At 46.1% G+C, this 22,220-nt stretch carries 19 protein-coding genes; 10 read left to right on the top strand and 9 right to left on the bottom strand.

The window, feature by feature from the left end; all coding sequences use genetic code 11:
- Positions 1 to 11 precede the first annotated feature (11 nt).
- The gene (locus tag L9Q39_RS09555; RefSeq protein WP_237484856.1) at positions 12 to 305 is read left to right on the top strand and encodes a ComEA family DNA-binding protein; all 294 of its coding nucleotides are present in this window, start codon (positions 12 to 14) and stop codon (positions 303 to 305) included.
- On the opposite strand, the gene rrtA is transcribed toward L9Q39_RS09555, so the two are convergent.
- Complete coding sequence (gene rrtA / locus L9Q39_RS09550) at positions 296 to 871, bottom strand: rhombosortase (protein ID WP_435532815.1); 576 nt, start codon at positions 869 to 871, stop codon at positions 296 to 298. The two genes, L9Q39_RS09555 and rrtA, sit on opposite strands and share 10 nt — an antisense overlap.
- On the opposite strand from rrtA, the gene L9Q39_RS09545 reads away from it, so the two are divergent.
- Positions 870 to 1,478, top strand: a complete 609-nt coding sequence (locus tag L9Q39_RS09545; RefSeq protein WP_237484854.1) for a tRNA-uridine aminocarboxypropyltransferase — start codon at positions 870 to 872, stop codon at positions 1,476 to 1,478. The two genes, rrtA and L9Q39_RS09545, sit on opposite strands and share 2 nt — an antisense overlap.
- A 37-nt stretch (positions 1,479 to 1,515) precedes the next feature.
- Here the strand turns inward: L9Q39_RS09545 and L9Q39_RS09540 are convergent, their stop codons facing one another.
- The 3 genes from L9Q39_RS09540 to L9Q39_RS09530 form a co-directional block, all read right to left on the bottom strand.
- Positions 1,516 to 2,850 (bottom strand): anti-phage deoxyguanosine triphosphatase, encoded by a 1,335-nt coding sequence (locus L9Q39_RS09540; RefSeq protein ID WP_237484853.1) that lies wholly within the window; start codon positions 2,848 to 2,850, stop codon positions 1,516 to 1,518.
- A 67-nt stretch (positions 2,851 to 2,917) separates the two neighbouring features.
- A complete protein-coding gene (gene yfbR, locus L9Q39_RS09535) occupies positions 2,918 to 3,502 on the bottom strand; it encodes a 5'-deoxynucleotidase (RefSeq protein WP_237484852.1) in 585 nt (194 codons plus the stop codon).
- 86 nt (positions 3,503 to 3,588) lie between these two features.
- A complete protein-coding gene (locus L9Q39_RS09530) occupies positions 3,589 to 4,803 on the bottom strand; it encodes a pyridoxal phosphate-dependent aminotransferase (RefSeq protein ID WP_237484851.1) in 1,215 nt (404 codons plus the stop codon).
- A gap of 330 nt (positions 4,804 to 5,133) precedes the next feature.
- Between L9Q39_RS09530 and L9Q39_RS09525 the strand changes: the two genes are divergently transcribed.
- From L9Q39_RS09525 to menE, 6 genes are all read left to right on the top strand, one after another.
- The gene (locus L9Q39_RS09525) at positions 5,134 to 6,441 is read left to right on the top strand and encodes an isochorismate synthase (protein WP_237484850.1); all 1,308 of its coding nucleotides are present in this window, start codon (positions 5,134 to 5,136) and stop codon (positions 6,439 to 6,441) included.
- Complete coding sequence (gene menD / locus L9Q39_RS09520; protein WP_237484849.1) at positions 6,438 to 8,153, top strand: 2-succinyl-5-enolpyruvyl-6-hydroxy-3-cyclohexene-1-carboxylic-acid synthase; 1,716 nt, start codon at positions 6,438 to 6,440, stop codon at positions 8,151 to 8,153. The genes L9Q39_RS09525 and menD overlap by 4 nt, the downstream gene beginning before the upstream one ends.
- Positions 8,147 to 8,989 carry a 2-succinyl-6-hydroxy-2,4-cyclohexadiene-1-carboxylate synthase gene (menH, locus tag L9Q39_RS09515; RefSeq protein WP_290369141.1) on the top strand — a complete coding sequence of 281 codons (843 nt, stop codon included), beginning with the start codon at positions 8,147 to 8,149 and terminating at the stop codon, positions 8,987 to 8,989. Before menD ends, menH begins: the two co-directional genes overlap by 7 nt.
- A gap of 25 nt (positions 8,990 to 9,014) precedes the next feature.
- Entirely contained in the window at positions 9,015 to 9,881 is an 867-nt protein-coding gene (gene menB, locus L9Q39_RS09510) for a 1,4-dihydroxy-2-naphthoyl-CoA synthase (protein WP_237484847.1), read from the top strand.
- Between the two features lie 134 nt (positions 9,882 to 10,015).
- The gene (gene menC, locus L9Q39_RS09505) at positions 10,016 to 11,005 is read left to right on the top strand and encodes an o-succinylbenzoate synthase (RefSeq protein ID WP_237484846.1); all 990 of its coding nucleotides are present in this window, start codon (positions 10,016 to 10,018) and stop codon (positions 11,003 to 11,005) included.
- On the top strand, positions 11,005 to 12,492 hold the full coding sequence (gene menE / locus L9Q39_RS09500) for an o-succinylbenzoate--CoA ligase (protein ID WP_237484845.1): 1,488 nt from the start codon (positions 11,005 to 11,007) through the stop codon (positions 12,490 to 12,492). The genes menC and menE overlap by 1 nt, the downstream gene beginning before the upstream one ends.
- A gap of 215 nt (positions 12,493 to 12,707) precedes the next feature.
- On the opposite strand, the gene L9Q39_RS09495 is transcribed toward menE, so the two are convergent.
- The 3 genes from L9Q39_RS09495 to L9Q39_RS09485 all read right to left on the bottom strand — a co-directional run bounded on the left by L9Q39_RS09495 (position 12,708) and on the right by L9Q39_RS09485 (position 16,271).
- Positions 12,708 to 13,640 (bottom strand): YeiH family protein, encoded by a 933-nt coding sequence (locus tag L9Q39_RS09495; protein WP_237484844.1) that lies wholly within the window; start codon positions 13,638 to 13,640, stop codon positions 12,708 to 12,710.
- Between the two features lie 150 nt (positions 13,641 to 13,790).
- Positions 13,791 to 15,665: an MFS transporter gene (locus tag L9Q39_RS09490; protein WP_237484843.1), complete on the bottom strand. Its 1,875-nt coding sequence runs from the start codon at positions 15,663 to 15,665 to the stop codon at positions 13,791 to 13,793.
- 15 nt (positions 15,666 to 15,680) lie between these two features.
- Complete coding sequence (locus L9Q39_RS09485; protein WP_237484842.1) at positions 15,681 to 16,271, bottom strand: TetR/AcrR family transcriptional regulator; 591 nt, start codon at positions 16,269 to 16,271, stop codon at positions 15,681 to 15,683.
- Between the two features lie 271 nt (positions 16,272 to 16,542).
- Here L9Q39_RS09485 and L9Q39_RS09480 point away from each other — a divergent pair, with 271 nt between their 5' ends.
- Positions 16,543 to 17,415 carry a Tim44 domain-containing protein gene (locus L9Q39_RS09480; RefSeq protein ID WP_237484841.1) on the top strand — a complete coding sequence of 291 codons (873 nt, stop codon included), beginning with the start codon at positions 16,543 to 16,545 and terminating at the stop codon, positions 17,413 to 17,415.
- A 104-nt stretch (positions 17,416 to 17,519) separates the two neighbouring features.
- On the opposite strand, the gene L9Q39_RS09475 is transcribed toward L9Q39_RS09480, so the two are convergent.
- Together L9Q39_RS09475 and mnmC are read right to left on the bottom strand one after the other, a co-directional pair.
- Positions 17,520 to 18,560, bottom strand: a complete 1,041-nt coding sequence (locus tag L9Q39_RS09475) for an ABC transporter substrate-binding protein (protein WP_237484840.1) — start codon at positions 18,558 to 18,560, stop codon at positions 17,520 to 17,522.
- A 156-nt stretch (positions 18,561 to 18,716) separates the two neighbouring features.
- Positions 18,717 to 20,723, bottom strand: coding sequence for a bifunctional tRNA (5-methylaminomethyl-2-thiouridine)(34)-methyltransferase MnmC2/FAD-dependent 5-carboxymethylaminomethyl-2-thiouridine(34) oxidoreductase MnmC1 (mnmC, locus tag L9Q39_RS09470; protein ID WP_237485547.1), 2,007 nt, complete (start codon positions 20,721 to 20,723; stop codon positions 18,717 to 18,719).
- Positions 20,724 to 20,888: 165 nt separating this feature from the next.
- Between mnmC and fabB the strand changes: the two genes are divergently transcribed.
- Positions 20,889 to 22,100: a beta-ketoacyl-ACP synthase I gene (gene fabB, locus L9Q39_RS09465; protein ID WP_237484839.1), complete on the top strand. Its 1,212-nt coding sequence runs from the start codon at positions 20,889 to 20,891 to the stop codon at positions 22,098 to 22,100.
- Positions 22,101 to 22,220 lie beyond the last annotated feature (120 nt).

The raw sequence follows: 22,220 nt of genomic DNA, 5'->3' as shown, positions 1-22,220 counted from the left end.
AGGAATATGGTATGAAAACCTTACTGACGTTTATCGCTTCTTTTCTGTTTGTGTTTGCACCGATAACGCTCCATGCTGAAACGACCAATGACAAGTATGAGGGAATAGAAATAACGGTTAACATTAACACTGCAGGTGTCGAGGAGTTAGCCGAACTATTGCAAGGTATCGGACCCGCAAAAGCCAAAGATATTGTTGAATATCGCGAGAAAAACGGAGATTTTCAATCCGCAGACGAACTCACGGCGATCAAAGGCATCGGAAGTGCAACTGTGAGTAACAATCGAGATAGGATTCAGTTGTAGGGCTTGTATTGACGTTGCTGGTAGTATTGATACCCCTGCAATAATATCGCCAACGTCAATCCTGTTATCGCGCCGATTAGATGAGCTTCAATGGCAACATTGGCTTGAATGAGTTTAGCTGTACTTTCAGGCGCGCCCTGAATTTGCTCTAGAGCGACTTTACCTATGACACCAATGACGAGTAGCCAACTCGATTGTCTGCCCTGTAGCGCTTCTCTGAGAGCGAGAAAGGCAAATAAAGCGTGTAATATACCGGAAAGTCCCAAGTAAATTTGTATCTCACTAACAAATATACCTAATCCAATGGTGACAGCGCTAAATGAAGTCACTCCAGCAAACATTGCGCTACTCGGTCGAAACAGGAAACAGATGACCCAAACGCTCGCTAGGTTTAAGCAAAGGTGAGTAACATTGGTGTGAGTAAAGTTTCCTGTTACTATGCGCCACCACTGACCAGATAAAATTTGCTCACGACTCCACTCAGCGATCGCTTGCAGAGCCGGAAATTGAAGCAAAATACACACTAAACTGAATAATGTAAGCCTCAAAGCGAAAAGTCTATCCATGTCTCGATATTGTCCAAACTGTCTAAAAGCGGGTGACGCTTGTTTCTGTCGCTGGATACAGCCACTCACAAGTCAAATTGAGTTGATTATATTGCAACATCCAAGTGAAGAGAAACGTCCCTTGGGAACAGCGCGTATTCTATCTCTATCCTTGCATAATGCGCGACTGTTTGTTGGCGAAGACTTTAGCGAGCATCAACCCTTGCTCGAACTTATCAACGACCCTGCATACCAAACCGTGGTCTTATATCCTACTGCTGATTCTTCTAGCATCGCGCAACGGGAGATGGGCGATGATAGCTTGCCTTTACGGGTCATCTTGATTGATGGGACCTGGAAGAAAGCCTATAAAATGTGGAATATCAACCATTGGCTACATGAATTACCACAGATTCACTTACCCGAGGCATTAGAAGGTGACTACCGGATACGCAAAGCACCTAAGGCGAATGCGTTATCAACGGTTGAAGCGGGCTATCATTTGTTGTCTCTGCTGCAACCAGAGTTGGATTTTAAGCCACTATTAACCACCTTTGAGCAAATGATCGAGTATCAGATTAAGCGCATGCCGCCTGAAGTTTATCAGCGTAATTACGGCGACAAATAGTTTTTCGCTTTAGCTATACCAGTGATCGTTATACCAGTTATCCCAGCGATGAAATTGAAAATAGCTGAGAGTGCATCTTTTGCGCATAGCCATCCGTCATAGCCGAGATATAGTCAGCGATGACGCGCGTTCCGTGGTCTTGAGTTTCACAAGCATTGAGCCATAACGCCTTGGTTGATTCTGGCAGCAAGCGCTCAGGGTCTGCATTGAAAGCTTGAAATAGATCCATGATGATCTGTTGACCTTTGTATTCAACGATCTGGACTCTTGGTACTTGAATAACGTATTGGCTGACAAAGTTTTTTAATATATCCAATACCTTAGCCATCTCCACATCTAAATAGGCGTTGTAGCTTAGAAGCTCATCTTCAAAATCGGCATCGGGCACCTTTGAGATATGAATATTGGTCAGTAAGGCATTCACAATCCCGCCAATCGCATCTTTTCTTTGATAGTGTTTTCCGGAAAACAAAAGTTCGGTGATCGAGTCGATATAATTAGAAAGCCAGGTACAGGTTTCATTTTTTAGCGCCTGTGCGGCATTTTCAATCCACATCTCTTTGGTGACTAAATCGAGTACGATGGCATCTTCTAGATCGTGAACCCCGTAGGCAATGTCATCCGCGAGCTCCATAATCGAACAATCTAGAGACTTGAACTTGGTTTTTTTATGGCAATAAGGCGATGGATCAAGGGCTGGCTTTAATTGCTGGAATTGCACACTATCTTGTGAGTTGATCGGCTCAAATACCCAATTAAATGGCTGGACATCGGCATCATAGATCCCCTTGGCAGGCATCCAATGCTTAGCTTTGATTTGTCTGGGGCTAGACACGGATTCGTGCTGTTTGTCAGCCCGACAGTGGCTTAACATACTTGGGTATTTCATCAATCCCAATATGGTACGTCGGGTTAGGTTCATGCCATGTTTCTCGGTATAGGGCTCTAACTGAGTGACGATCCGAAAGGTTTGTGCGTTGCCCTCAAAGCCACCGTATTCTCGCATCATGTAGTTAAGCGCGATTTCACCGCCATGACCAAACGGCGGGTGACCAATATCATGGGCGAGGCACAACGCTTCGATGAGAGCATCGCAGGGAAGCAAAGGAGTGAATTCAGGTTGTTTCTGTTTTAGATGAGCGACAATTCCAGAGCCGATTTGAGCCGCCTCCAAAGAGTGGGTTAACCGGGTGCGATGAAAGTCATTGCTGCCAGTGCCGTGTACTTGGGTTTTGGCTTGCAAGCGACGAAATGCCGCCGAATGAAGGATTCTAGCGCGGTCCCGTTGATAAGGGTTCCTTTGGTCATCTCGTCTTAGTTTGTGTTCGTTGCTGTGTCTTTGGTGCCAAAATTCACTGGGTTCTTGATACATCTAGACTTCCTTCATATCTTTCTTCACATCGTTTTTACATGGTTTGTCACATCGTTAAGCGGCTCAGTTAACTGATTTCGTCGAGGGATAATTCAAAGCTGGCGGCAAAAGTTTGGAGAAAGTAATCCATCTCGGGTGTCCTTTTGTCTGCCAAGGTTTTTTCTAAGCGTCTTTTAGCAAGGGCAAACTCATGATTGCCTGCACTCAGTTCTTCTAGGCATTTGAGATAGGCACATATCGAGTCCGCTTGTTTGACGATTTGCCGATCTTCTTCGTGGCTATAGTCGGATATTAAGAAAGGCTTAAAATCCTCTTGCAGCTCTTCTGGCAACATGGAGATCAGTTTCTCTTCTGCGGCCGTCTCAATCTTCTTATATTCTTTGGCGATATCAGGATTAAAGTATTTGACTGGTGTGGGTAAATCACCGGTTAATACTTCACTGACATCATGGTACATGGCCAAGATCGCGATACGTTCAGGGTGAGTATTGCCCGCAAACTTTTTGTTTTTGATGATGGCCAATGCGTGAGCGACGAACGCCACTTGTAGGCTGTGCTCGGAAATGTTTTCGGTTGAGATGGAGCGCATTAATGGCCAGCGTTGAATCAGTTTCATACGGGCCAAGTGGGCAAAAAAGTGGCTTTGTTTCATTGGCGACTATCCTTAGAGCTAAAAAAACAACACACGCTCGAAAGCGTGTGTTTAAGAATAGGCGTTAACGTGATGATATGAAAGCGTTATTGGCTATATGTCGACAAGAATCGCTCAAAGCGTCCAATCGCCATTTCCAAATCTTCCACATGGGGAAGGGTGACGATACGGAAATGGTCTGGTTTCGGCCAGTTAAAGCCCGTGCCTTGCACCATCAGGACTTTCTCTTGTTTTAAGAAGTCCAGTACCATGCGTTGGTCATCGACGATATTGTATTTTTTGGTGTCGATTTTCGGGAATAGATACATAGCACCTTTCGGTTTGACACAACTGATACCCGGAATTTGAGTGATTAGCTCAAAAGCCTTATCTCTCTGTTCCAGTAATCGACCTCCAGGCAGGATGAGTTCATTGATACTTTGATAGCCCCCTAATGCGGTCTGAATGGCGTGCTGCATAGGCACGTTGGCACACAAACGCATAGAGGCGAGCATTTCCAACCCATTGATATAGCCAGTGGCCAGTTCTTTCGGACCCGTTAGGAACATCCATCCGCCACGGAAGCCACAAACACGGTAGGCTTTTGATATGCCGTTAAAAGTCATCACCAAGACGTCGTCCGTCAATGTGGCGACCGAAGTATGAGTCGCACCGTCATAGAGAACTTTGTCGTAGATCTCATCCGCGAAGATAATCAACTTGTGTTGACGCGCAATCTCAACGATTTCTAATAAGAAATCACGGCTATAGACCGCACCGGTTGGGTTGTTTGGATTGATAAGAACAATACCCCGTGTTTTTGGGGTAATCTTGCTCTTGATATCCTCAAGATCGGGATACCAATCGGCTTGTTCATCACAGATATAATGGACAGCTTTTCCGCCCGACAATGAAACGGCTGCCGTCCAAAGTGGGTAATCAGGAGCGGGAACCAACATTTCATCGTTGTTGTTCAGCAAGGCTTGCATTGCCATTACAATAAGCTCAGAAACACCATTACCAATATAGACATCTTCAACGTCTAGGGTGTGTATCCCTTTGCGCTGATAATGTTGAACCACGGCCTTGCGGGCTGAATATATACCCTTGGAATCGCAATAACCTTGAGAAGTCGGGAGATTACGGATGACATCGACCAAAATTTCATCAGGAGCATTGAAACCAAATGGGGCGGGGTTGCCAATGTTGAGTTTCAGGATTTTATGTCCCTCTTCTTCCATTCTTTTAGCATGTTTGAGTACAGGACCCCTAATGTCGTAGCAGACATTATCGAGTTTTGACGACATCTCGATATTTTTCATTGCTTGATTCCTAGAAAGTAGTCATTATTTTTACCAAGTTACACTAATTTGGCGTTTTATAGAATAAAAATCTGTAGCTCAGATGGCGAGCAATAGCAAAGGTGTGTTCATAAAATCAATGAGTTAGTCGTTTGCTATACTGAGGGCATCCGCTCAACGTTATCATTGTTAGCTGCACATGAACCCTAAACTGGCGACTTGAGTATAACGAGAAAGCTCGCATCTTTAGGTTGTGTAGTCAGATAGACTTGATCTCAAGAGGCAGTATACTTAGAGTACTCGGTGATAACCCTTTATGGTAACAGTAAAAATCTTAGTTTTGAGGTTGATTTGTCTCAATTAAAACACGTCATTTCACAGCTTATCGAGCAGATTAAAACGGCCCCGACTGGAGTTCGCCGTTTGGAACTTGCGCTCTCTTCGGCTCCAACAGTGGGTATGATCGATTGGCTCGAGGCTCAACCGCATTTTCCAAAATTTTATTGGCAGACGAGAGATGCAAGGGAAGAGGTGGTTGCACTTGGTCAACTACACACCTTCAGCGATCCAGCGCCAGCCTACACAATTTTGGCCGAAAACCAGAGGGTTTGGGGCGGGCGTTCTTTTGATGGTCAGACGGATAAAAATCCTCGCTGTATGTCGGCGCTGTTTTTTTTGCCTCAGATAGAACTTATCCGTATAGACCACCAATGGTATCTTGCCGCTAATATTGGTTTAAACAAGCAGGTGACAATACAAGCGTTATCGCAGCTGATAGCTGAAACGGTTGAGTTGACGCCACTGTCTAACGAAGTCGTCGCCTGTCATCACACACCAGAGCGTAAACAATGGCAAACGTTGGTCGATGATGCGCTCGACAATATTTGTGCGCAGAAGTTTGAGAAAGTCGTGCTGGCAAGAAAAACGGAAATTCACTTGTCCTCATCAATGACCGGGGCTCAGTTTCTTAAAGCCAGTGTTCTGGCTAATCACAACAGCTTTCACTTTTTGATGTCCCTGTCTAAGAGCCACTGTTTTATTGGCTCAACGCCTGAGCGTTTATATCGTCGTATCGATAGGGATTTGGAGACAGAAGCGCTGGCTGGAACCATTGGTCGTGGTGACAGTGCATCGCAAGATTTAGAGTTAGCCAATTGGTTGACTCAAGACGTCAAAAACGTGAATGAAAATCAATATGTCGTTGATGATGTCATTACTAGTTTACAGCCATTCTCGGAGTCGGTAGTGGTCGATAATACCTGCCAGTTGGTGCGTTTGCGCAGCGTACAACATCTAAAAAGAAGTATCAGTGCGGTGTTGCAACCTGGAATCAATGGCGTGCAATTATTAAAAGCATTACAGCCGACGGCTGCGGTCGCCGGTTTACCGCGCCAACAAGCCCTGGAATATATCGCTCAGCATGAGCCTTTTGCGCGAGGTTGGTACGCAGGTTCTGTCGGCTATCTCAGTCATAAAAAGGCGGAGTTTTGTGTCTCTATTCGAAGTGCGATGGTGTCAGGAAGACAATGCCAATTGTTTGCTGGAGCAGGGATTGTCCCCGGGTCGGTCGCCGAGCATGAATGGCATGAACTGGATAAGAAAATGCAAACATTACTGAGCTTAATTTCGGATAATCCATACCTTGGAGTGGCTTCATGAGTCAGCAGCAAGCGGTTTTAAATCGTATTTGGACAGCAACGCTCATTGAAGAACTGTATCGACAAGGAGTAAGGCATGTTTGTATCGCACCAGGCTCACGCTCCACACCATTAACACTGGAAGCCGCAAAACATCCGGATTTGACCATACATACCCATTTTGATGAACGCGGATTAGGCTTTTTGGCGCTCGGTATTGCCAAAGTGACTGAGCAAGCGGTGGCTGTGATTGTCACGTCTGGAACCGCCGTCGCCAATTTACTGCCCGCGGTCGCCGAGTCTAATCTGACCCGAGAGCGGCTTATCTTGCTGACCGCGGATAGACCGGTTGACCTGATTGGATGTGGTGCCAATCAAGCGATTGATCAACAAAACGTGTTTACCCACCATGTTACCAGCCATCTTTTTCTGCCCAGCCCAACTACTCAGGTAAGTCTTAATTGGTTATTAACCAGTTTGGACCACACCATTGCCCAACAGCAGCAACTCGGTGGCAGTATTCACATTAATTGTCCTTTCCCCGAACCATTATATGGCGATGATGCCGGTCAACAGTTTGCCTCATACACCGAGACCGTGAGTGCTTGGCGTTGCTCCGATAGCGTGTATAGCCACCGCTTTGTCGCGGATAGATTGAATTTGGCTACCTTACCGCACTGGCAAAAACTCGTGCAAAGTAAAGGCGTGATCGTCGTTGGTAATCTGGACAAGAAAAACGCTCAAGCCGCTCGTGACTTTGCATTGAAACTGGGATGGCCAGTGCTGTGTGATCCGCAAAGTGGCGTTAGCGATAAGTGGCAGAGCTATGATATTTGGCTGCGAAATACCGATGCCAATCGAATGCTGTCTCAAGCCAATATGATTGTGCAATTTGGTAGCCAATTGGTTTCTAAGCGTTTGTTGGTGTGGATAAAGCAACAAGTCTTGTCCGGCTGTGCGTATGCGTTGATTTGTCCTCAGCGAGACAATCTCAACCCCGACCATTTACCGCAGACGCATTGGCAGCTTTCAGCAACGGATTTTGTTAGTCACTATCAATCAGGCGAAGAGCAGAGTGAGCATTTCGCTTGGGCTGAGGCATTAACGGAGGCGGCACAAAAAACGCGAGCGTGTTATCAACCATCGCAAGCGTTAACGGAGCTTGATGTTGCGCTATCGGTGGAATCTCTCCCGGTATCGACACAGCTGTTTATCGGCAATAGCATGATTGTCCGTTTGTTGGATATGTTGGTAAAAGTGCCTGAGTTATCGGTGTTTTCCAATCGCGGCGCATCGGGGATTGATGGACTTGTCGCCACGGCGGCTGGGGTTATCCGCGCCAACTCCGTTCCAACTGCGTTGTATTTAGGAGATACCTCGTTACTTTATGACCTTAACTCGTTAGCGCTCTTTTCCGATACTGAAACGCCAACGGTTATCGTTGTGACGAACAATAACGGTGGTGCGATCTTCGATATGCTGCCGGTTCCAGCGGAGCACAAATCCAGCCTCTATCAAATGCCTCACCATCTTAATTTTGAGCATGCTGCTGCGCAATTTGGCTTGGGTTATATTCAGCCGCAAACTCCAGCGGAGTTAAACACGGCACTGTCACGACATCTTACCCAAGGGACAGGCGCATTATTCATTGAAGTGGTGACTCCCTCAGACCAAGTGAGTCAATTAATAAAGCAGATCGGTGCACAAATCGAATCTGCATCAAATTTATGCTAGCTCACCGGTTTATCCCCAGCGATTTAGAGGAAACCCAGAAACCTTGCACTATGATGGTGTTTGTTCATGGGTTTCTTGGCGATGGCAATGATTGGCAAGCCGTATCGACTTTATGCTCACAGTTTCATCGTTTACTGATTGATTTGCCCGGTCATGGATTGAGTGGTCATCATACGTGTGATGACCTTGTTGATGCGGGAAAACAGGTCATAGACACTATTGATAATGTAATAAAAAACAAGGCCTTGAATGAAAATGTCACGGTTTATTTGATTGGTTACTCATTAGGGGCTCGTGTACTAATGAGCTATTTTTCTGATAGCAAGACACTGGAGAGTCGATCGGCAACTGGTATTAATATTGCAGGTCTCATCATTGAAGGAGGTCACTTCGGTTTAGCTTCTCAAGAGCAAAAGCAGCAGCGCTTAAAGCATGACTTAGAATGGGCACATCGATTTGAGAGGCAACCGATTGAAGAAGTTTTACTCGATTGGTATCAACAACCGGTATTTTCTTCATTAAATCATGCGCAAAGACAAGATTTGATTCGCTTACGCAGTGGTAATCTTGGGCGCTCTTTGTCACTAATGTTGATGCGAACGTCATTAGGACATCAAAATAACGTATTGAAATCCATCAACTCTCTTCGGTTTGATAATGATAAAAAACCACTCTATATCAGTGGGCAAAAAGACCGAAAATTCTCTGATTTAGCTGTAAACAGCCAGCTAACTCATCGGGTGGTTGATGGCGCTGGGCATAATGTCCATCACGAGCAACCTGAAGCGTTCGCGCAGGCGTTGTTTGATTATATTGGAATCACTCCCACGACTTGAATGGGACTCAATTTGGAACAGGAACATGGCTAAAACAGTTGGACTCACAGAGCAAGAGCTTTATCAACCGGTAGAGTGGAATTTGGTAGAACAAGGGTTTGAAGATATTCACTATCACAAGTCCGTGGATGGCATCGCCAAAATTACCATCGCTCGCCCTCAAGTACATAACGCATTTCGACCACAAACGGTAATGGAAATGATGAAGGCGCTGGCTGACGCCCGTTATGATGAGCAAGTTGGTGTGATTATTCTCTCTGGTCTTGGTGAAAAAGCATTTTGCTCTGGTGGCGATCAAAGTATTCGTGGTGATTACGGCGGCTACAAAGATGATACTGGCACACATCACTTGAATGTGCTCGATTTCCAACGCCAAATTCGTACTTGTCCTAAACCTGTTATTGCCTCTGTCGCGGGTTGGGCTGTTGGCGGCGGTCATGTTTTGCATATGATGTGTGATCTGACGATTGCTGCTGAGAACGCCCAGTTTGGTCAGACTGGGCCTAAAGTGGGCTCATTTGATGGCGGTTGGGGTGCATCGTATATGGCTCGAATCGTTGGTCAGAAAAAAGCACGTGAAATCTGGTTCCTGTGCCGTTTCTATGATGCACAAGAAGCGTTGGATATGGGACTGATCAACACGGTAGTACCGCTGGCTGACTTGGAAAAAGAGACGGTTCGCTGGTGTCGTGAGGTGCTGCAACATAGCCCAATGGCGCTTCGCTGCTTGAAAGCGGCGCTTAATGCGGATTGTGACGGTCAGGCCGGTTTACAAGAATTAGCAGGCAATGCCACGATGATGTTCTATATGACCGATGAGGGACAAGAAGGACGCAACGCCTTTAATGAAAAGCGTCGACCGGACTTCAATAAGTTCCCGCGCAACCCATAATCGATAGGTTGTCATTTTGTGATCTGACGATGGAACTCCCACGAAAAAACCAAGCCTAAATCAGATATCATTTACCGTCACTAGTCGCATAAATCGATTAGTGACGATGACTTCGCTCGAAGTAGGACATAAACATGAGACAAGCAACACTCTATCGTTATCGTCTGCCAATGGATAGCGGTGTGATTCTTAGAGAGCAGAAGCTAACAACACGCCATGGTTGGATAGTGGAACTGCAACAAGATGGTCAAACAGCGCTGGGTGAAATTGCGCCGCTACCGGGTTTCAGTCATGAGACCGTGGAGCAAGCGGGTATCGAGGCTCAAGCGCAATTAGAGCTTTGGAGCCATGGTCGCGATTTAGATTTGCAGCAATGCTATCCGTCGGTGGCATTTGGGTTATCAGCGGCATTGATGGAATTGGATGGTCGCTTGCCTACCGAAGGCAACTATCGAGCAGCGCCGCTATGCACAGGCGACCCCGATGAAGTGTTGCCAGCCCTAAGTCGTATGCCCGGTAAAAAAGTCGCCAAGATCAAAGTGGGTCTGCATGAAGCAATTCGCGACGGTATGTTGGTCAGTTTATTTCTAGAGTCCATCCCAGATCTTGAGTTGCGCTTAGATGCCAACCGCGCTTGGGATCTTGCTAAGGCAAAAGAATTCGCCAAGTATGTCGCTCCCTCTTTGCGCCAACGGATCTCCTTTATCGAAGAACCGTGTGCGTCACCGGGTCATAGCGTCACTTTTGCTATCGATACGGGTATTGCCATCGCTTGGGATGAAACGTTGCAGGCCAATATTGATAGTCCTGAATTTTCGGTCAAGCAACTTACTGGCGTGAAAGCATTGATTATTAAGCCGACGTTGATAGGTTCACTTGAGCGCTGTATGCAGATCATCAAAGATGCACAACAGCAGGCGATTCATGTTGTTATCAGCTCCAGTCTCGAAAGTAGCATTGGTTTAAGTCAACTGGCGCGCTTTTCTCAGTGGCAAGTGCCCGATGAAGTGCCGGGGCTGGATACTTTACAACTGTTTTCCGAACAGTTAGAGGTGGCTTGGCCGGGCAGTAAATTGCCATTGCAATTACTGAAAGACCAAGAGGTCTATTGGTGCTCTAAATAGTGGTAGCATCAACACACTTCTTGAGCATGGCGTCCCGCTGCCATCATGCTATCGCGCTCCAATGGGGCAGCGATAGCATCAGTTGGGGACAACTACAGACCACACTCAATATTTATAGACAAACAGCGATAAGCCAAGGCGTTCAAAAGCAACAGGTGGTTTGTCTGATTGGTAAAAATAGCCCGCAATTGCTGTTTGCTTACCTCGCGATACTCTCTCTCGGGGCAAAGCCCGCCTTGATCGCACCTCAACCAGCGACGCTATTGGTGGACAAACTCAACATCTTGTATCGACGCGAGGCGACAGCCTATGTTTGGGATCTGACTTCGGAACGAGATGTTCAGGCAGAAGTCACCGCCTTGTCTTGCCGGTCTATTCAGTGGATAAAGATTGCGAGTGATGTTGCGCTAATCAATCCGGTCCCGCCACCAAGTATGGCTGCGTCAATCAGTGATGTTTTATCAACAGAAGACGCTCAAGAGAGACTCGGTCATCTTCAACAAGAACAAATTGCCTCGATAATCTTTACCTCCGGCTCGACGGGTTCGCCGAAAGCTGTCGCACATTCCGTGCGGTCTCACCTCGCTTCTGCGGCTGGGATCCTTGAACAGATAAAATTTAACCACGCTGACAGTTGGTTGTTAAGCTTGCCTTTGTTCCATGTTTCTGGATTGGCGATCGTTTGGCGATGGCTCTACTCTGGCGCAGTGTTACGTTTACCTAGCGGCGATTTTCAGCAAGATATTGCCGAGGTGACGCATGCCTCTTTAGTTTCAACACAGCTCAAGCGGGTGTTAGATGGACAATGGAAAACTCGACTAAAAACCGTGTTACTGGGCGGCAGTCAAATCCCCAAACCCTTGTTGTATGCATGCAAACAGCAAGGTATCGACACTTGGATGGGTTATGGACTGACGGAAATGGCATCGACGGTAACGGTCAAGCAGATCGGTCGTGATATCTCTTCTGGGACGGTGATTGCCTATCGCCAGCTGAAAATTGACGACCAGCGTATTTATGTTGCTGGAGACACACTCGCTTGTGGCTATATCAAACAAGGACAATTGATACCGTTACTGGCTGACGGCGAGTTATGGTTTGATACCAAGGATCTTGGCTGTTGGAATGAACAGCAGGAGTTGCTAGTGACCGGACGAGCTGACAACCTTTTTATCTCGGGGGGAGAAAATATCCATTGTGAAGAGATCGAGGCGGTATTGAATCGTTTTGCCGATATCACTCAAAGCATTGTTGTTCCGGTTGCCGATGAGGAATTTGGCGCTCGCCCAATCGCAGTGATTCAAAGTCAGACGGTACCGGATGTTGTTAGCATGAATCAAAGACTTGCTCCACACCTGGTTAAGTACAAACATCCCATCGCCTATTGGCTGATACCCGAGGCGCTTTTGTCTCAAGGAATCAAGGTTTCTCGTGCAGAAGTGAAACGCTGGCTTGCCCGTGAACAGTCAAATTATGTAGTTATTTGATAGTCCAAAAGAGAATTTATCAAATTGTATTGTGCCCATCATAATGAGGAACAAATCATAAGGATGGGCGTGAACAATGAATTGGATACTAGGGATAGCAATTGTTGCACAAGTGATAGTAGCGCTATTAAGTCATGGCTTAGTGCGCGCCCTAGCTGAATTAAGTGCCTTTGGTTTGACTTTTTTGCTTTGCTATCGCTTGAGAGCAAACAAACTTAGTAACAAGCAAACAGTATCCAGCTCAGAGAAACCGTCGAGATAATCACCCACATCGTTACCCCAAAGACCAAAGGCTTGCTGCCGGCTTTCTTTAACTTCCCAACAGAGATGCTTGAACCGATCAAAAATAGACAAACCACCAAAAGTTGTTTGGCTACAGCGAAGATAGATTGATAAACCACTTCAAATTGAGGCAGAGCATCACTCATCAAGATAGCGATGCAATAAAATAAAATGAAGTAAGGGATTGCGATTTTACGCTGTCCACTGCGGAAAATCAGCGCACTCACAAAGGCAACAGGAATAATCCACAATGCACGGGCCAATTTAAGCGTCGTTGCAGTGGTTAGTGCTTGTTCACCATATGCGGAGGCTGCACCCACAACCGAAGAGGTATCATGTATCGCGATTGCCGCCCAAGTGCCAAAGGTATGTTGATCGAGTTGCAACGCATGACCAATAACCGGGAAAACAAACAGTGCGATAGAGTTAAGCACAAACACTGTTGCTAATGAAATCGCGATCTTTTCGTCGTCGGCATTGATGGCAGGAGCAACGGCCGCAATCGCGCTGCCGCCACAGATAGCCGTACCAGAGGCAATCAGGTAGCCCGTCTGTTTGTCCAGCCCCATACGTTTTGCTAAAAACCAGCCAATGATCAATGTACCCAAAATGGTGGCAACGATAATTCCAATTCCGTCACTGGTCGCCTTGAGCGCTTGATCTAATTGAATACCAAAACCCAAGCCGACAATAGAATAAGCCAAGAGTTTTTTAGTTAATTTAGCAATGGGCAATTCGGTCGGTACCAGACCAAAAGTGGTGAGCAAAAAACCAAAAACTAACGCCATAGGGGAGGAGACCCAAGGTGTTAAACAAGCAAGAGCGGCAAGAACAAAAAATGGATAGCGGCGAAGATGAGTAAGCATGGATGACCTTAAACGAAACCGCGAGGGTACATTGCCTCGCAAGATGTACATTGTATTACGTTAATACGTTCATTAAAAAGCTTATCTTTCTTAACTGGCGTTTAGTTTTATTTAACGCAGTGGGTTGAGGTTACTACTGAGTTGCGTGTGTTATCGATAAGTCCCTCTCAACTCGACCACTTTTTCAAACATAGATTGGCTATTGGCAAACTTTGGAGCTGTCGGTTCGCCGGCTTCCACTTCAAGCTTTGCTCTAAAGCGGCTTGGCAGTCCTTGGCAAGCGCGACCTTTATGGCGACTATAATAACTTCCCCATAACCCTTTGATTGCCAAAGGGATGACCGGTACAGGGGAGCGCTTAAGGATAAGGTCTATCCCTCGCATAAAGGGTTGCACTTCGCCGTCAGGCGTCAGTCGACCTTCTGGGAAGATACAGACGATATCACCCTGCTTGAGTGCCTGTTCGATGTCACTAAAGGCGCGTATTATAGAGCCCTTGCGTTGGGCGGAAATAGGAATGATCCCCGTGCGTTTCAGAAAGCGTCGAACGGGCGGATAATTGGCGTAATCTTCTTCCATAACAAAACGGATCAATCTTGGGCTGGCGGCACTGAGGATAAGAGCATCCATATAACTGACATGATTGCAGACCAACAAGGCTCCCCCGTTTTCCGGCAAATGGTGTAAATTCTTATGTGTGACTCGATAGCATAAGGTTGTCATTACCCAGACCAGAAACCGAACGGCAAAGATCGGAGCTTGTAGAATGAGATTGATAGCCATCAGTAAGTTCAGCAGCGATAGAGTGATAAATAACTGGACGATGGAGAGCTCTAATACAGTTAAGACAATGATACCCATCACGGCGCTACCAACCATAAACAGTGAGTTATAGATATTCAGTGCCGCAATGACTCGAGCGCGCTCTCCCTCTTTGGCCTGTTTTTGCATCAGTGCATACAAGGGAACAATAAATAGCCCGCCGCTCGCTCCTAAGGCCAATAAATAGCCGAAAGTAGGCCAAAGGTCTGAATAGCTGACAAAGTCGATAAAGTGGGTAAATTGAGGTAAATCGCTTGGAATGCTGCTGGCCATTAAATAGCCGAACAGTGAGATACCGACCGAGCCGATGGGTACAATGCCGATGTCGATACGGTCTTTAGACAATTTAGTGCAGAGTAGTGAGCCCAGTGCGATACCGACAGAGAACAACGCAAGTAAAATGGACACCGCCGCCTCATTGCCCATCAGATGGATCTTGGTGAAATTAGGGAATTGAGTTAGATAACTGGCACCTAGAAACCAAAACCAACTTATCGCCATGATACTTTGCAGGATGATTTTGTCCTGATGAGCGATTTTCAGCGTTTCTCGAGTTTGTGAAATCGGACGCCAACGTACCTCTAATGTCGGATTGGATGCTGGTGCTTTGGGAATTTGACGACTGGAGAGATAGCCTAAAACCGCACACACTAATACGCTTGCTGCTGCAACATAGTGGGCATTGTCGACAGAAGCAATGATGCCGGCACCAAGGGTGCCCAGTAAAATCGCTAAAAAGGTGCCCGTTTCCACTAGCGCGTTACCTGCCAGTAATTCTTTGGGTTTCAGTTGCTGTGGAAGTAAAGCGTATTTCACCGGTCCAAAAAACGCAGATTGTGTACCCATCAGGAACAGTAAGATGAGTAAAATAGCGTAACTTTGCGTAATAAAGCCAATGGCACCCAAAATCATAATCATTATTTCAGCGAGCTTTACTTTGCGAATAAATTGGGATTTTTCATAGCGGTCTGCTAACACACCTGCTGTCGCGGAAAACAGAAAAAACGGTAAGATAAATAACCCAGCGGCGAGATTAATAAACAGGTTGCTGGAAAAAGGTAGCACTTGAGGTCCCGCAAAGGCGACAAAAAGTAACAATACGTTTTTAAATATATTGTCGTTAAAGGCACCGAAGAACTGAGTGACAAAATAGGGTAAAAAACGTCGTGTTGTAAGCAATTTCGCGGATGTCGACTGAGTCATTCCCTGTCCTTGTGGTTACCAACTCTCGAGGTAATTGGTGATGAGATTCTCGATTAAAGTGTCGCCATCAATAGGCTCGGCGCTGAAGAACTTATCGTCAACACTTAAAAGGGTGATGCCATGTACGCCTGCCCATAAAACACGACTGGCGGTGACTACTTGCTGCTTGTTTTTATCAGGTTGAATTTGAGAGAGCAAATCTTCTAACAATTTCAACATATTATCGATACGCTGTGATTGCCATTCTGGTAGATTTTCTCCGTCCATATTATGCTCAAACAGCAGTTGCCAACGATTGGGTTGCTGTTGGGCAAACTCATGATAACAAGTAGCAAGAAGATAGAGGGCTTGTTTGGGATCGCTGGCTTGACTGGTCGCTTGTTGTGCGACTCGTGACAGTTCATCGACCGTTTGGGCAACCGCGTGAAGCAGAAGTAGGTTGTAACTGCCAAAGACATTAACCAACGTGCTGGGAACATAACCAATCATGTTGGCAATCTTTCTCAAACTAAGAGAATGGTATGTGTTGTGCTGTAGGTACTCTTTAACGGTATCCAGCGTCAAGCTGACCAATTGTTCTCTTGTGTGATCGTTTCTGCGAGCCATGGTGACGTATACATCGGTTATCTAGCGGAGTTAATATTCTAGGGCTGGGCATACAGAGCGTCAACCGAGACAATCGCAAGATAAAATGTTTCGTTACGATTTGGGTCACAAGTCAAGACATGGCAGAGGTTGGTTGTAACATTTAGATACATGTGGTGCCTGTAAAGCATTCCCATATTGCTATGCTTTGGCTATGATGCAACTTGTCCTAGATCAATTTGAGCTAGGGCATCACATTACAATGATTAAATATCATACATAAAGGTTTAGAATGAAACGTCTGTTCTCTTTTGTCGCTGTCCTTTTTGTTGTTTTTGCAATGAACCCTGTTGCAGAAGCCAAAAAATTCGGTGGCGGTAAGTCCTTTGGTAAAAGCTTCAAAACAGCGCCAGCACCAAAGCAACAAAAACAAAACACCAATACGGTCCGTCAGGATCAAAATAAAGCGGGTTCCAGCAAAAAAGGTCTCATGGGTGGTTTACTTGGCGGCCTATTAGCGGGTGGTCTACTTGCGGCTTTCTTTGGTGGTGCATTTGAAGGCATCAACTTTATGGATATTCTTATCCTTGGTTTGATTGCTTTTGTTATTTTCCGATTGATGCGAGGTATGCTCGGTGCAAAACAAGCGAGCATGAGCCGAGAGCCTGCATTTGGAGGCAATAATCCGCGCAATCAGTTCGAACAAAATCAACACAACTTCCAGAGTTTTGAGCAACCACAACAAGCAAATAGCGGCGGTTTTGGAGCAAAAGGTCACAGCGATGTGCCACATAACTTTCCTCCGGGCTTTGACCAACAAGCATTTATTAACGGTGCTCGTGAACACTACCGTATTCTTCAAGGTGCATGGAATCATAATGAATTGCACACCATCGAAGAGTATGTCTCTGAAAGCCTTCTTGCGGATTTGGTATCAGAACGCGCCAAGCTATCGGGAGAACAGCATACAGACGTTATGTTTGTCGATGCTGAAATTGTTCGCGCAGATTACGATGCGAACAAGGCGCAATTGAGTTTACAATTCTCAGGTCGCTATCGTGATGCTGTCGAAAACATCGAAGAAGACATTGAAGATGTTTGGCACTTGGAACGAGATCTCACCCAAGATAACGCGCCTTGGTTGATCGTTGGTATTCAAGGCTAAGCGAAAACAACTTAATGTTCCTGTGAGCCACTCATTGATTGAGTGGCTCTTTTTTTTTCTAGTGGTTCAAGCGATAGGACGATACCGCCAACCATCGAACAGCATTATGGCGATAGGTTAAATGCATCAATATGGCGCGAGTTTAAATCTATCTGCTCAAAAGGGATCTTATCCCACGACTTTTGAGATAACTGGTTAAAAAGCGGAGATGGGTAAGTAATAAGCTCAAAAAGGCTAAACTTGGTGCGAGGTGGCCAAAGGTCTTCAGTTAGATATTGATGGATCTTGACCAGAGTTAAGCCGACCGCAATGAAATGTCCTCCCCCTAATACACTCAGTTGTTTCTGTTTAAGTTGGGTTAACACTTGCTGTGACGTGTTGACGGTACTCAGAAAAACATCTTCGCCGATAACCCGGTTTGCCTCAGTCAGCGCTTGCTGAACGCCGAACGCCATATGATCATTCGCTGTCCAGATATAGCGAATATCGGGATACTGTTTAAGGAGCTGTTTGGCTTTTTGGTAGGCGGTGTTTTGGTCCCAATGAGCATAGACGCGTTGGGTTAATGTAATATCAGGATGCCGAGAGATAAAAGAGTTAGCGCCAGCTTCTCTATCTATGGATGCTGGTGTTGAGTTATCGCCAGAGAAGAGAACAAAATGCCCACTCTCTTTTTGACCTTGCTGGTATAAGGCTTGGGCAGTGAGATAACCAATACTAAAGTTGTTGGGAATGACGCCGGGCAATAGTCGTTGTTGCCAATTGGAATCTTCTCGCAGCTTTTGTCTTTGTGTCGCGGTTAAATCATTTAATGCAAAGGTGACAAAAGCATCGGATTGTCCGAGTACGTCAAGCAGCATCGCCCCCGAATTTTCTTCGTTTACCAGAACAACAAAGTCAGGTTGTTCGCCACTATTGATACGAAGTAACAGTTTTTGCCGCATGAGATCAGTGTCGCGATTTCCATGGATAACCTCTAACGATAAGTTAAGACGGTCGGCGACAGCATGAGCATAGCGATCAACGTCGCTCCAAAAGCTTTCATTAGCAAAACCTGGATTAACAAAAAGTACCCGCGTCTCGGTCGCGTGAGCACTGAAGCTAATAAAAAATAAAACAAAACTGACTAAAGCTGAACGAATCATTATTATTCTCCATCATCATTTGGAGTATGGGATTGGTCACTATCAAAGTCGAGTAAAAACTGGCCAGCTTATTGAGTTGCGATAATTTTTTATTGATTGTCGGCAAACAGGTTGCCCGCTGGACATACTTTGTTTGCCGGTTGATACCATGACTGGCTAATCGAGAGGTTTTTGTTTGGCGACTTTTTTCGCCCAGGTTCGCGCTGGGTGCAGTGCACGTAACAAATCGTTTGACAGTGGCAATGGGTCCCCACAGATTTGGGATACCAATAGTTCGGATAGCAAGGGAGCAGAACTCAGTCCTCGTGAACCTAAACCTAAAAAGCAGTAGAGATTTTGATGATAGGGCAGTTGCTCTACCGGATTGACGCCATTTTGATAGCGCTTTTCCAACTCAGCTTTATCACACAGTGAACCGACGAACGGCAAATGGTCGCGACTGACACAGCGAATACCTTGCCTTGATTTTAAGTCGCTGGTGTCAACTTGCTTCGGCCACTCCACATCTGGCATACACTGCCTCAGTTTATCACCATTATCCTGTTGAGCTTGGTGATCAAATTCAGTGTCGATATTGATGCGATCATAGCTAGCACCAATACAGTGAGTTTGAGTCTCAGGGCTGTGGGGCGTCATATAGCCGTCGTAACACAATACAGATTTGAGTTGTTGCAGGTCAGGGGTCGTTGGAATATGGCTGACTTGACCTTTGACACTGGTGAGATGAAGATCTTGGCTAATCTCAAGCTGATTAAATTCATGTCCGTTGGCAAGGATAACAGTATCAAAAGTGGCTGATTGTAACTGGTCGTCTACCTGCCATTGTAATTGCCACTGGTCATCGACTCGCTTAACGTCTGTCACCTGACGATTTAAGTGTCGCTGGACGAATGCTTCATCCACGAGCTTGTTAATCAATGCTTTCGTCAACTGGTTAGGTGAGAGCCAGCCCCCGAGAGCGTAGTGCACGCTTTCGTGAGGTGAATGCAGACCAATTTGTTGAGAGGTTTGCTGTTGATCTAATTTTGTGACCAACTGTTGTGGCAGACCCGCAGTCAGCATTTTATTGAGTTTTACCTTAGCCTTGTCATCCCACATTAGTTGAGTCACACCACACCATTGATGGTCGAATGTAGAGTGGCGGGCTGCTTGTTCTACAAACTGTCTGGCATATAAAAATGCCGGAGCGAAAACTCGAGCAACACCAGAGTGATCACCGTTAAGTAGCGGATAAACAGCACCTTGTCGGTTGCCTGAAGCGCCAGAGGCAAGCTCGGGGTCCTTGCAAAACAAAGTGGTTTGAATACCACGGCGAGCAAAAGCGGTAACGAGACTTGCGCTGGCAATGCCACCCCCGATAATCGCGATATTTTGAGTTGAACTTGCGCTAGGCAGAGGGAAAAGAGGAGAGTGATTGGTCTGTTCGAGTTTGTTTTCAAGCTTGCCCGCGATCATCTCCCGTTTAGTGCCAAAGCCTTTGACCTTTTTCATATTAAAGCCGGCTTCTATCAGCCCTCGACGAACAAAGCCCGCCGCAGTAAAGGTTGCGCAGGTACAATCTTGTTTCGCCAATTTTGCCATATTGTCGAACAAGGTTTGATTCCACATCTCTGGGTTTTTGCTCGGAGCAAAACCATCGAGGAACCATGCATCGACTACTCCGGAGCTTGGATTGGGTAAGGAAGGCATACAATCTTTGATATCACCAAACCAAAGATCCAGAGTAATCATGCCGTCTGCCAGTACAATACGATGACAATCTGGCACAGCTATAGGATAATGCTGCTGAAGTTGCTGTGCGTAGTGGGCTAATTCAGGCCAAGCTTGATGTGCTTTTTCGAGATCTTTGATGGAAAGTGGATATTTCTCGAAACTGATAAAGTGCAGTTGGGTGAGTGGTGCATCGGGATTTTGTTGTCTAAATTGCTCAAACCAGTGCCAAGCGGCAAGGAAGTTAAGACCGGTTCCAAAACCTGTTTCGGCGATGACAAAGCGGCGTTGAGAGAAATCCTGCCAACGTTGCGGAAGTTGGTTTTGCTGTAGGAACACATACCGGGTCTCTTCTAAACCGTTGCTGTTAGAGAAATAAACATCATCAAATTGGTCGGAGACGGGTGTGCCTGAGTCGTTCCACTCGAGTTGTGCGTTTGAAATAGTCGTCATCATATTGAAACTTTTTTTGCGTATACCCAACAAACAAGCGTAGGCATTTTTGCGGTCTTGGTTACAGTTATTGGCAGGGATTGTACGAATTTATGGGAAAGCTGACCACTTTTATCCTGTATCTTGGGTATTATCCTGATGTTTTAGAATTTATAGGAATGTCACATGAAACGAGTCGTAATTACCGGGATGGGTATTGTTTCGAGTATCGGTAACAACACAGAAGAAGTTTTAGCGTCTCTTAAAGCAGGCCGTTCAGGTATTAACGCCTCAGAGCAGTTTAAGGAAATGGGGCTACGCTCTCAGGTATGGGGCGATCTGAAAATCAAACCCGCTGAACATATCGACAGAAAGAAAATGCGTTTTATGGGCGATGCTGCGGCATACGCTTATCTGTCAATGGAGCAAGCAATCGCTGACTCAGGGTTAACTGACGATCAGGTGTCTAATGACCGCACAGGTATTGTTGCAGGTTCTGGCGGCGCATCTGCGTTAAACCAAACGCTAGCGATCGATATTCTAAGAGAAAAAGGCGTGAAACGTGTTGGACCTTATATGGTGCCACGTACGATGTCTTCGACGGTTTCTGCCTGTCTTGCAACGCCGTTTAAAATCCGCGGTGTGAACTACACCATGAGTTCGGCTTGTGCGACCTCAGCTCACTGTATCGGTCATGCCATGGAGCTTATCCAACTGGGCAAGCAAGACATCGTATTTGCGGGTGGTGGTGAAGAGCTAGATTACACCCAAACCATGATGTTTGATGCGATGGGCGCACTTTCAACTAAGTACAATGAAACACCAGATAAAGCCTCTCGCACCTATGATGCGAATCGTGATGGTTTTGTTATCTCTGGCGGCGGCGGTATGGTCGTGGTTGAAGAGCTTGAACATGCCCTTGCTCGTGGCGCGAAGATCTACGGTGAAATTGTCGGTTACGGTGCAACTTCAGATGGTTACGACATGGTCGCGCCATCGGGCGAAGGTGCTGTGCGCTGTATGAAGATGGCAATGCAAGACGTTGAATCGATTGACTACGTGAATACGCACGGTACCTCAACACCAGTTGGTGATGTTAAAGAACTCGGTGCGATTCAAGAAGTGTTTGGTGGCAATAGCCCTGCAATTTCAGCAACGAAAGCGATGACCGGACATGCACTTGGCGCGGCAGGTGTGCATGAAGCGATTTATTCCACATTAATGCTTCATCATAGCTTTATCGCGCCAAGCATTAACGTTGATGAGCTTGATGAAGCGGCTCAAGGTCTTGATATTGTAACAGAAACAAGAGAGCAGTCGCTGAACACTGTTATGTCGAACAGCTTTGGTTTTGGTGGCACGAATGCGACGCTGGTTATCAAGAAGTACGCAGAGTAGTCGTTCATCGAAGACCGCAATGATTTCCAGAGCTGACCATTAATTTGGTCGACAGACGCAAATTTTAGCTCACAGAGAGCGGGTTAAAATCCTTTTGTTCTGGAATTTGCCCAACCATCT

The sequence above is a fragment of the Vibrio hippocampi genome, assembly GCF_921292975.1.
In the GTDB taxonomy this organism is placed as follows: Bacteria; Pseudomonadota; Gammaproteobacteria; order Enterobacterales; family Vibrionaceae; genus Vibrio; species Vibrio hippocampi.
The sequence above is the reverse complement of the archived record's forward strand: the minus strand, read 5'-3'. Positions and strand labels throughout refer to the sequence as shown.

Excerpts from the sequence above, each read along its gene's own strand:
- L9Q39_RS09555 (WP_237484856.1), top strand. The coding sequence starts at position 12 with ATGAAAACCTTACTGACGTTTATCGCTTCTTTTCTGTTTGTGTTTGCA.
- L9Q39_RS09545 (WP_237484854.1), top strand. The coding sequence starts at position 870 with ATGTCTCGATATTGTCCAAACTGTCTAAAAGCGGGTGACGCTTGTTTC.
- rrtA (WP_435532815.1), bottom strand. The coding sequence starts at position 871 with ATGGATAGACTTTTCGCTTTGAGGCTTACATTATTCAGTTTAGTGTGT.
- L9Q39_RS09540 (WP_237484853.1), bottom strand. The coding sequence starts at position 2,850 with ATGTATCAAGAACCCAGTGAATTTTGGCACCAAAGACACAGCAACGAA.
- yfbR (WP_237484852.1), bottom strand. The coding sequence starts at position 3,502 with ATGAAACAAAGCCACTTTTTTGCCCACTTGGCCCGTATGAAACTGATT.
- L9Q39_RS09530 (WP_237484851.1), bottom strand. The coding sequence starts at position 4,803 with ATGAAAAATATCGAGATGTCGTCAAAACTCGATAATGTCTGCTACGAC.
- menD (WP_237484849.1), top strand. The coding sequence starts at position 6,438 with ATGAGTCAGCAGCAAGCGGTTTTAAATCGTATTTGGACAGCAACGCTC.
- menH (WP_290369141.1), top strand. The coding sequence starts at position 8,147 with ATGCTAGCTCACCGGTTTATCCCCAGCGATTTAGAGGAAACCCAGAAA.
- menB (WP_237484847.1), top strand. The coding sequence starts at position 9,015 with ATGGCTAAAACAGTTGGACTCACAGAGCAAGAGCTTTATCAACCGGTA.
- menC (WP_237484846.1), top strand. The coding sequence starts at position 10,016 with ATGAGACAAGCAACACTCTATCGTTATCGTCTGCCAATGGATAGCGGT.
- L9Q39_RS09495 (WP_237484844.1), bottom strand. The coding sequence starts at position 13,640 with ATGCTTACTCATCTTCGCCGCTATCCATTTTTTGTTCTTGCCGCTCTT.
- L9Q39_RS09490 (WP_237484843.1), bottom strand. The coding sequence starts at position 15,665 with ATGACTCAGTCGACATCCGCGAAATTGCTTACAACACGACGTTTTTTA.
- L9Q39_RS09485 (WP_237484842.1), bottom strand. The coding sequence starts at position 16,271 with ATGGCTCGCAGAAACGATCACACAAGAGAACAATTGGTCAGCTTGACG.
- L9Q39_RS09480 (WP_237484841.1), top strand. The coding sequence starts at position 16,543 with ATGAAACGTCTGTTCTCTTTTGTCGCTGTCCTTTTTGTTGTTTTTGCA.
- L9Q39_RS09475 (WP_237484840.1), bottom strand. The coding sequence starts at position 18,560 with ATGATTCGTTCAGCTTTAGTCAGTTTTGTTTTATTTTTTATTAGCTTC.
- mnmC (WP_237485547.1), bottom strand. The coding sequence starts at position 20,723 with ATGACGACTATTTCAAACGCACAACTCGAGTGGAACGACTCAGGCACA.
- fabB (WP_237484839.1), top strand. The coding sequence starts at position 20,889 with ATGAAACGAGTCGTAATTACCGGGATGGGTATTGTTTCGAGTATCGGT.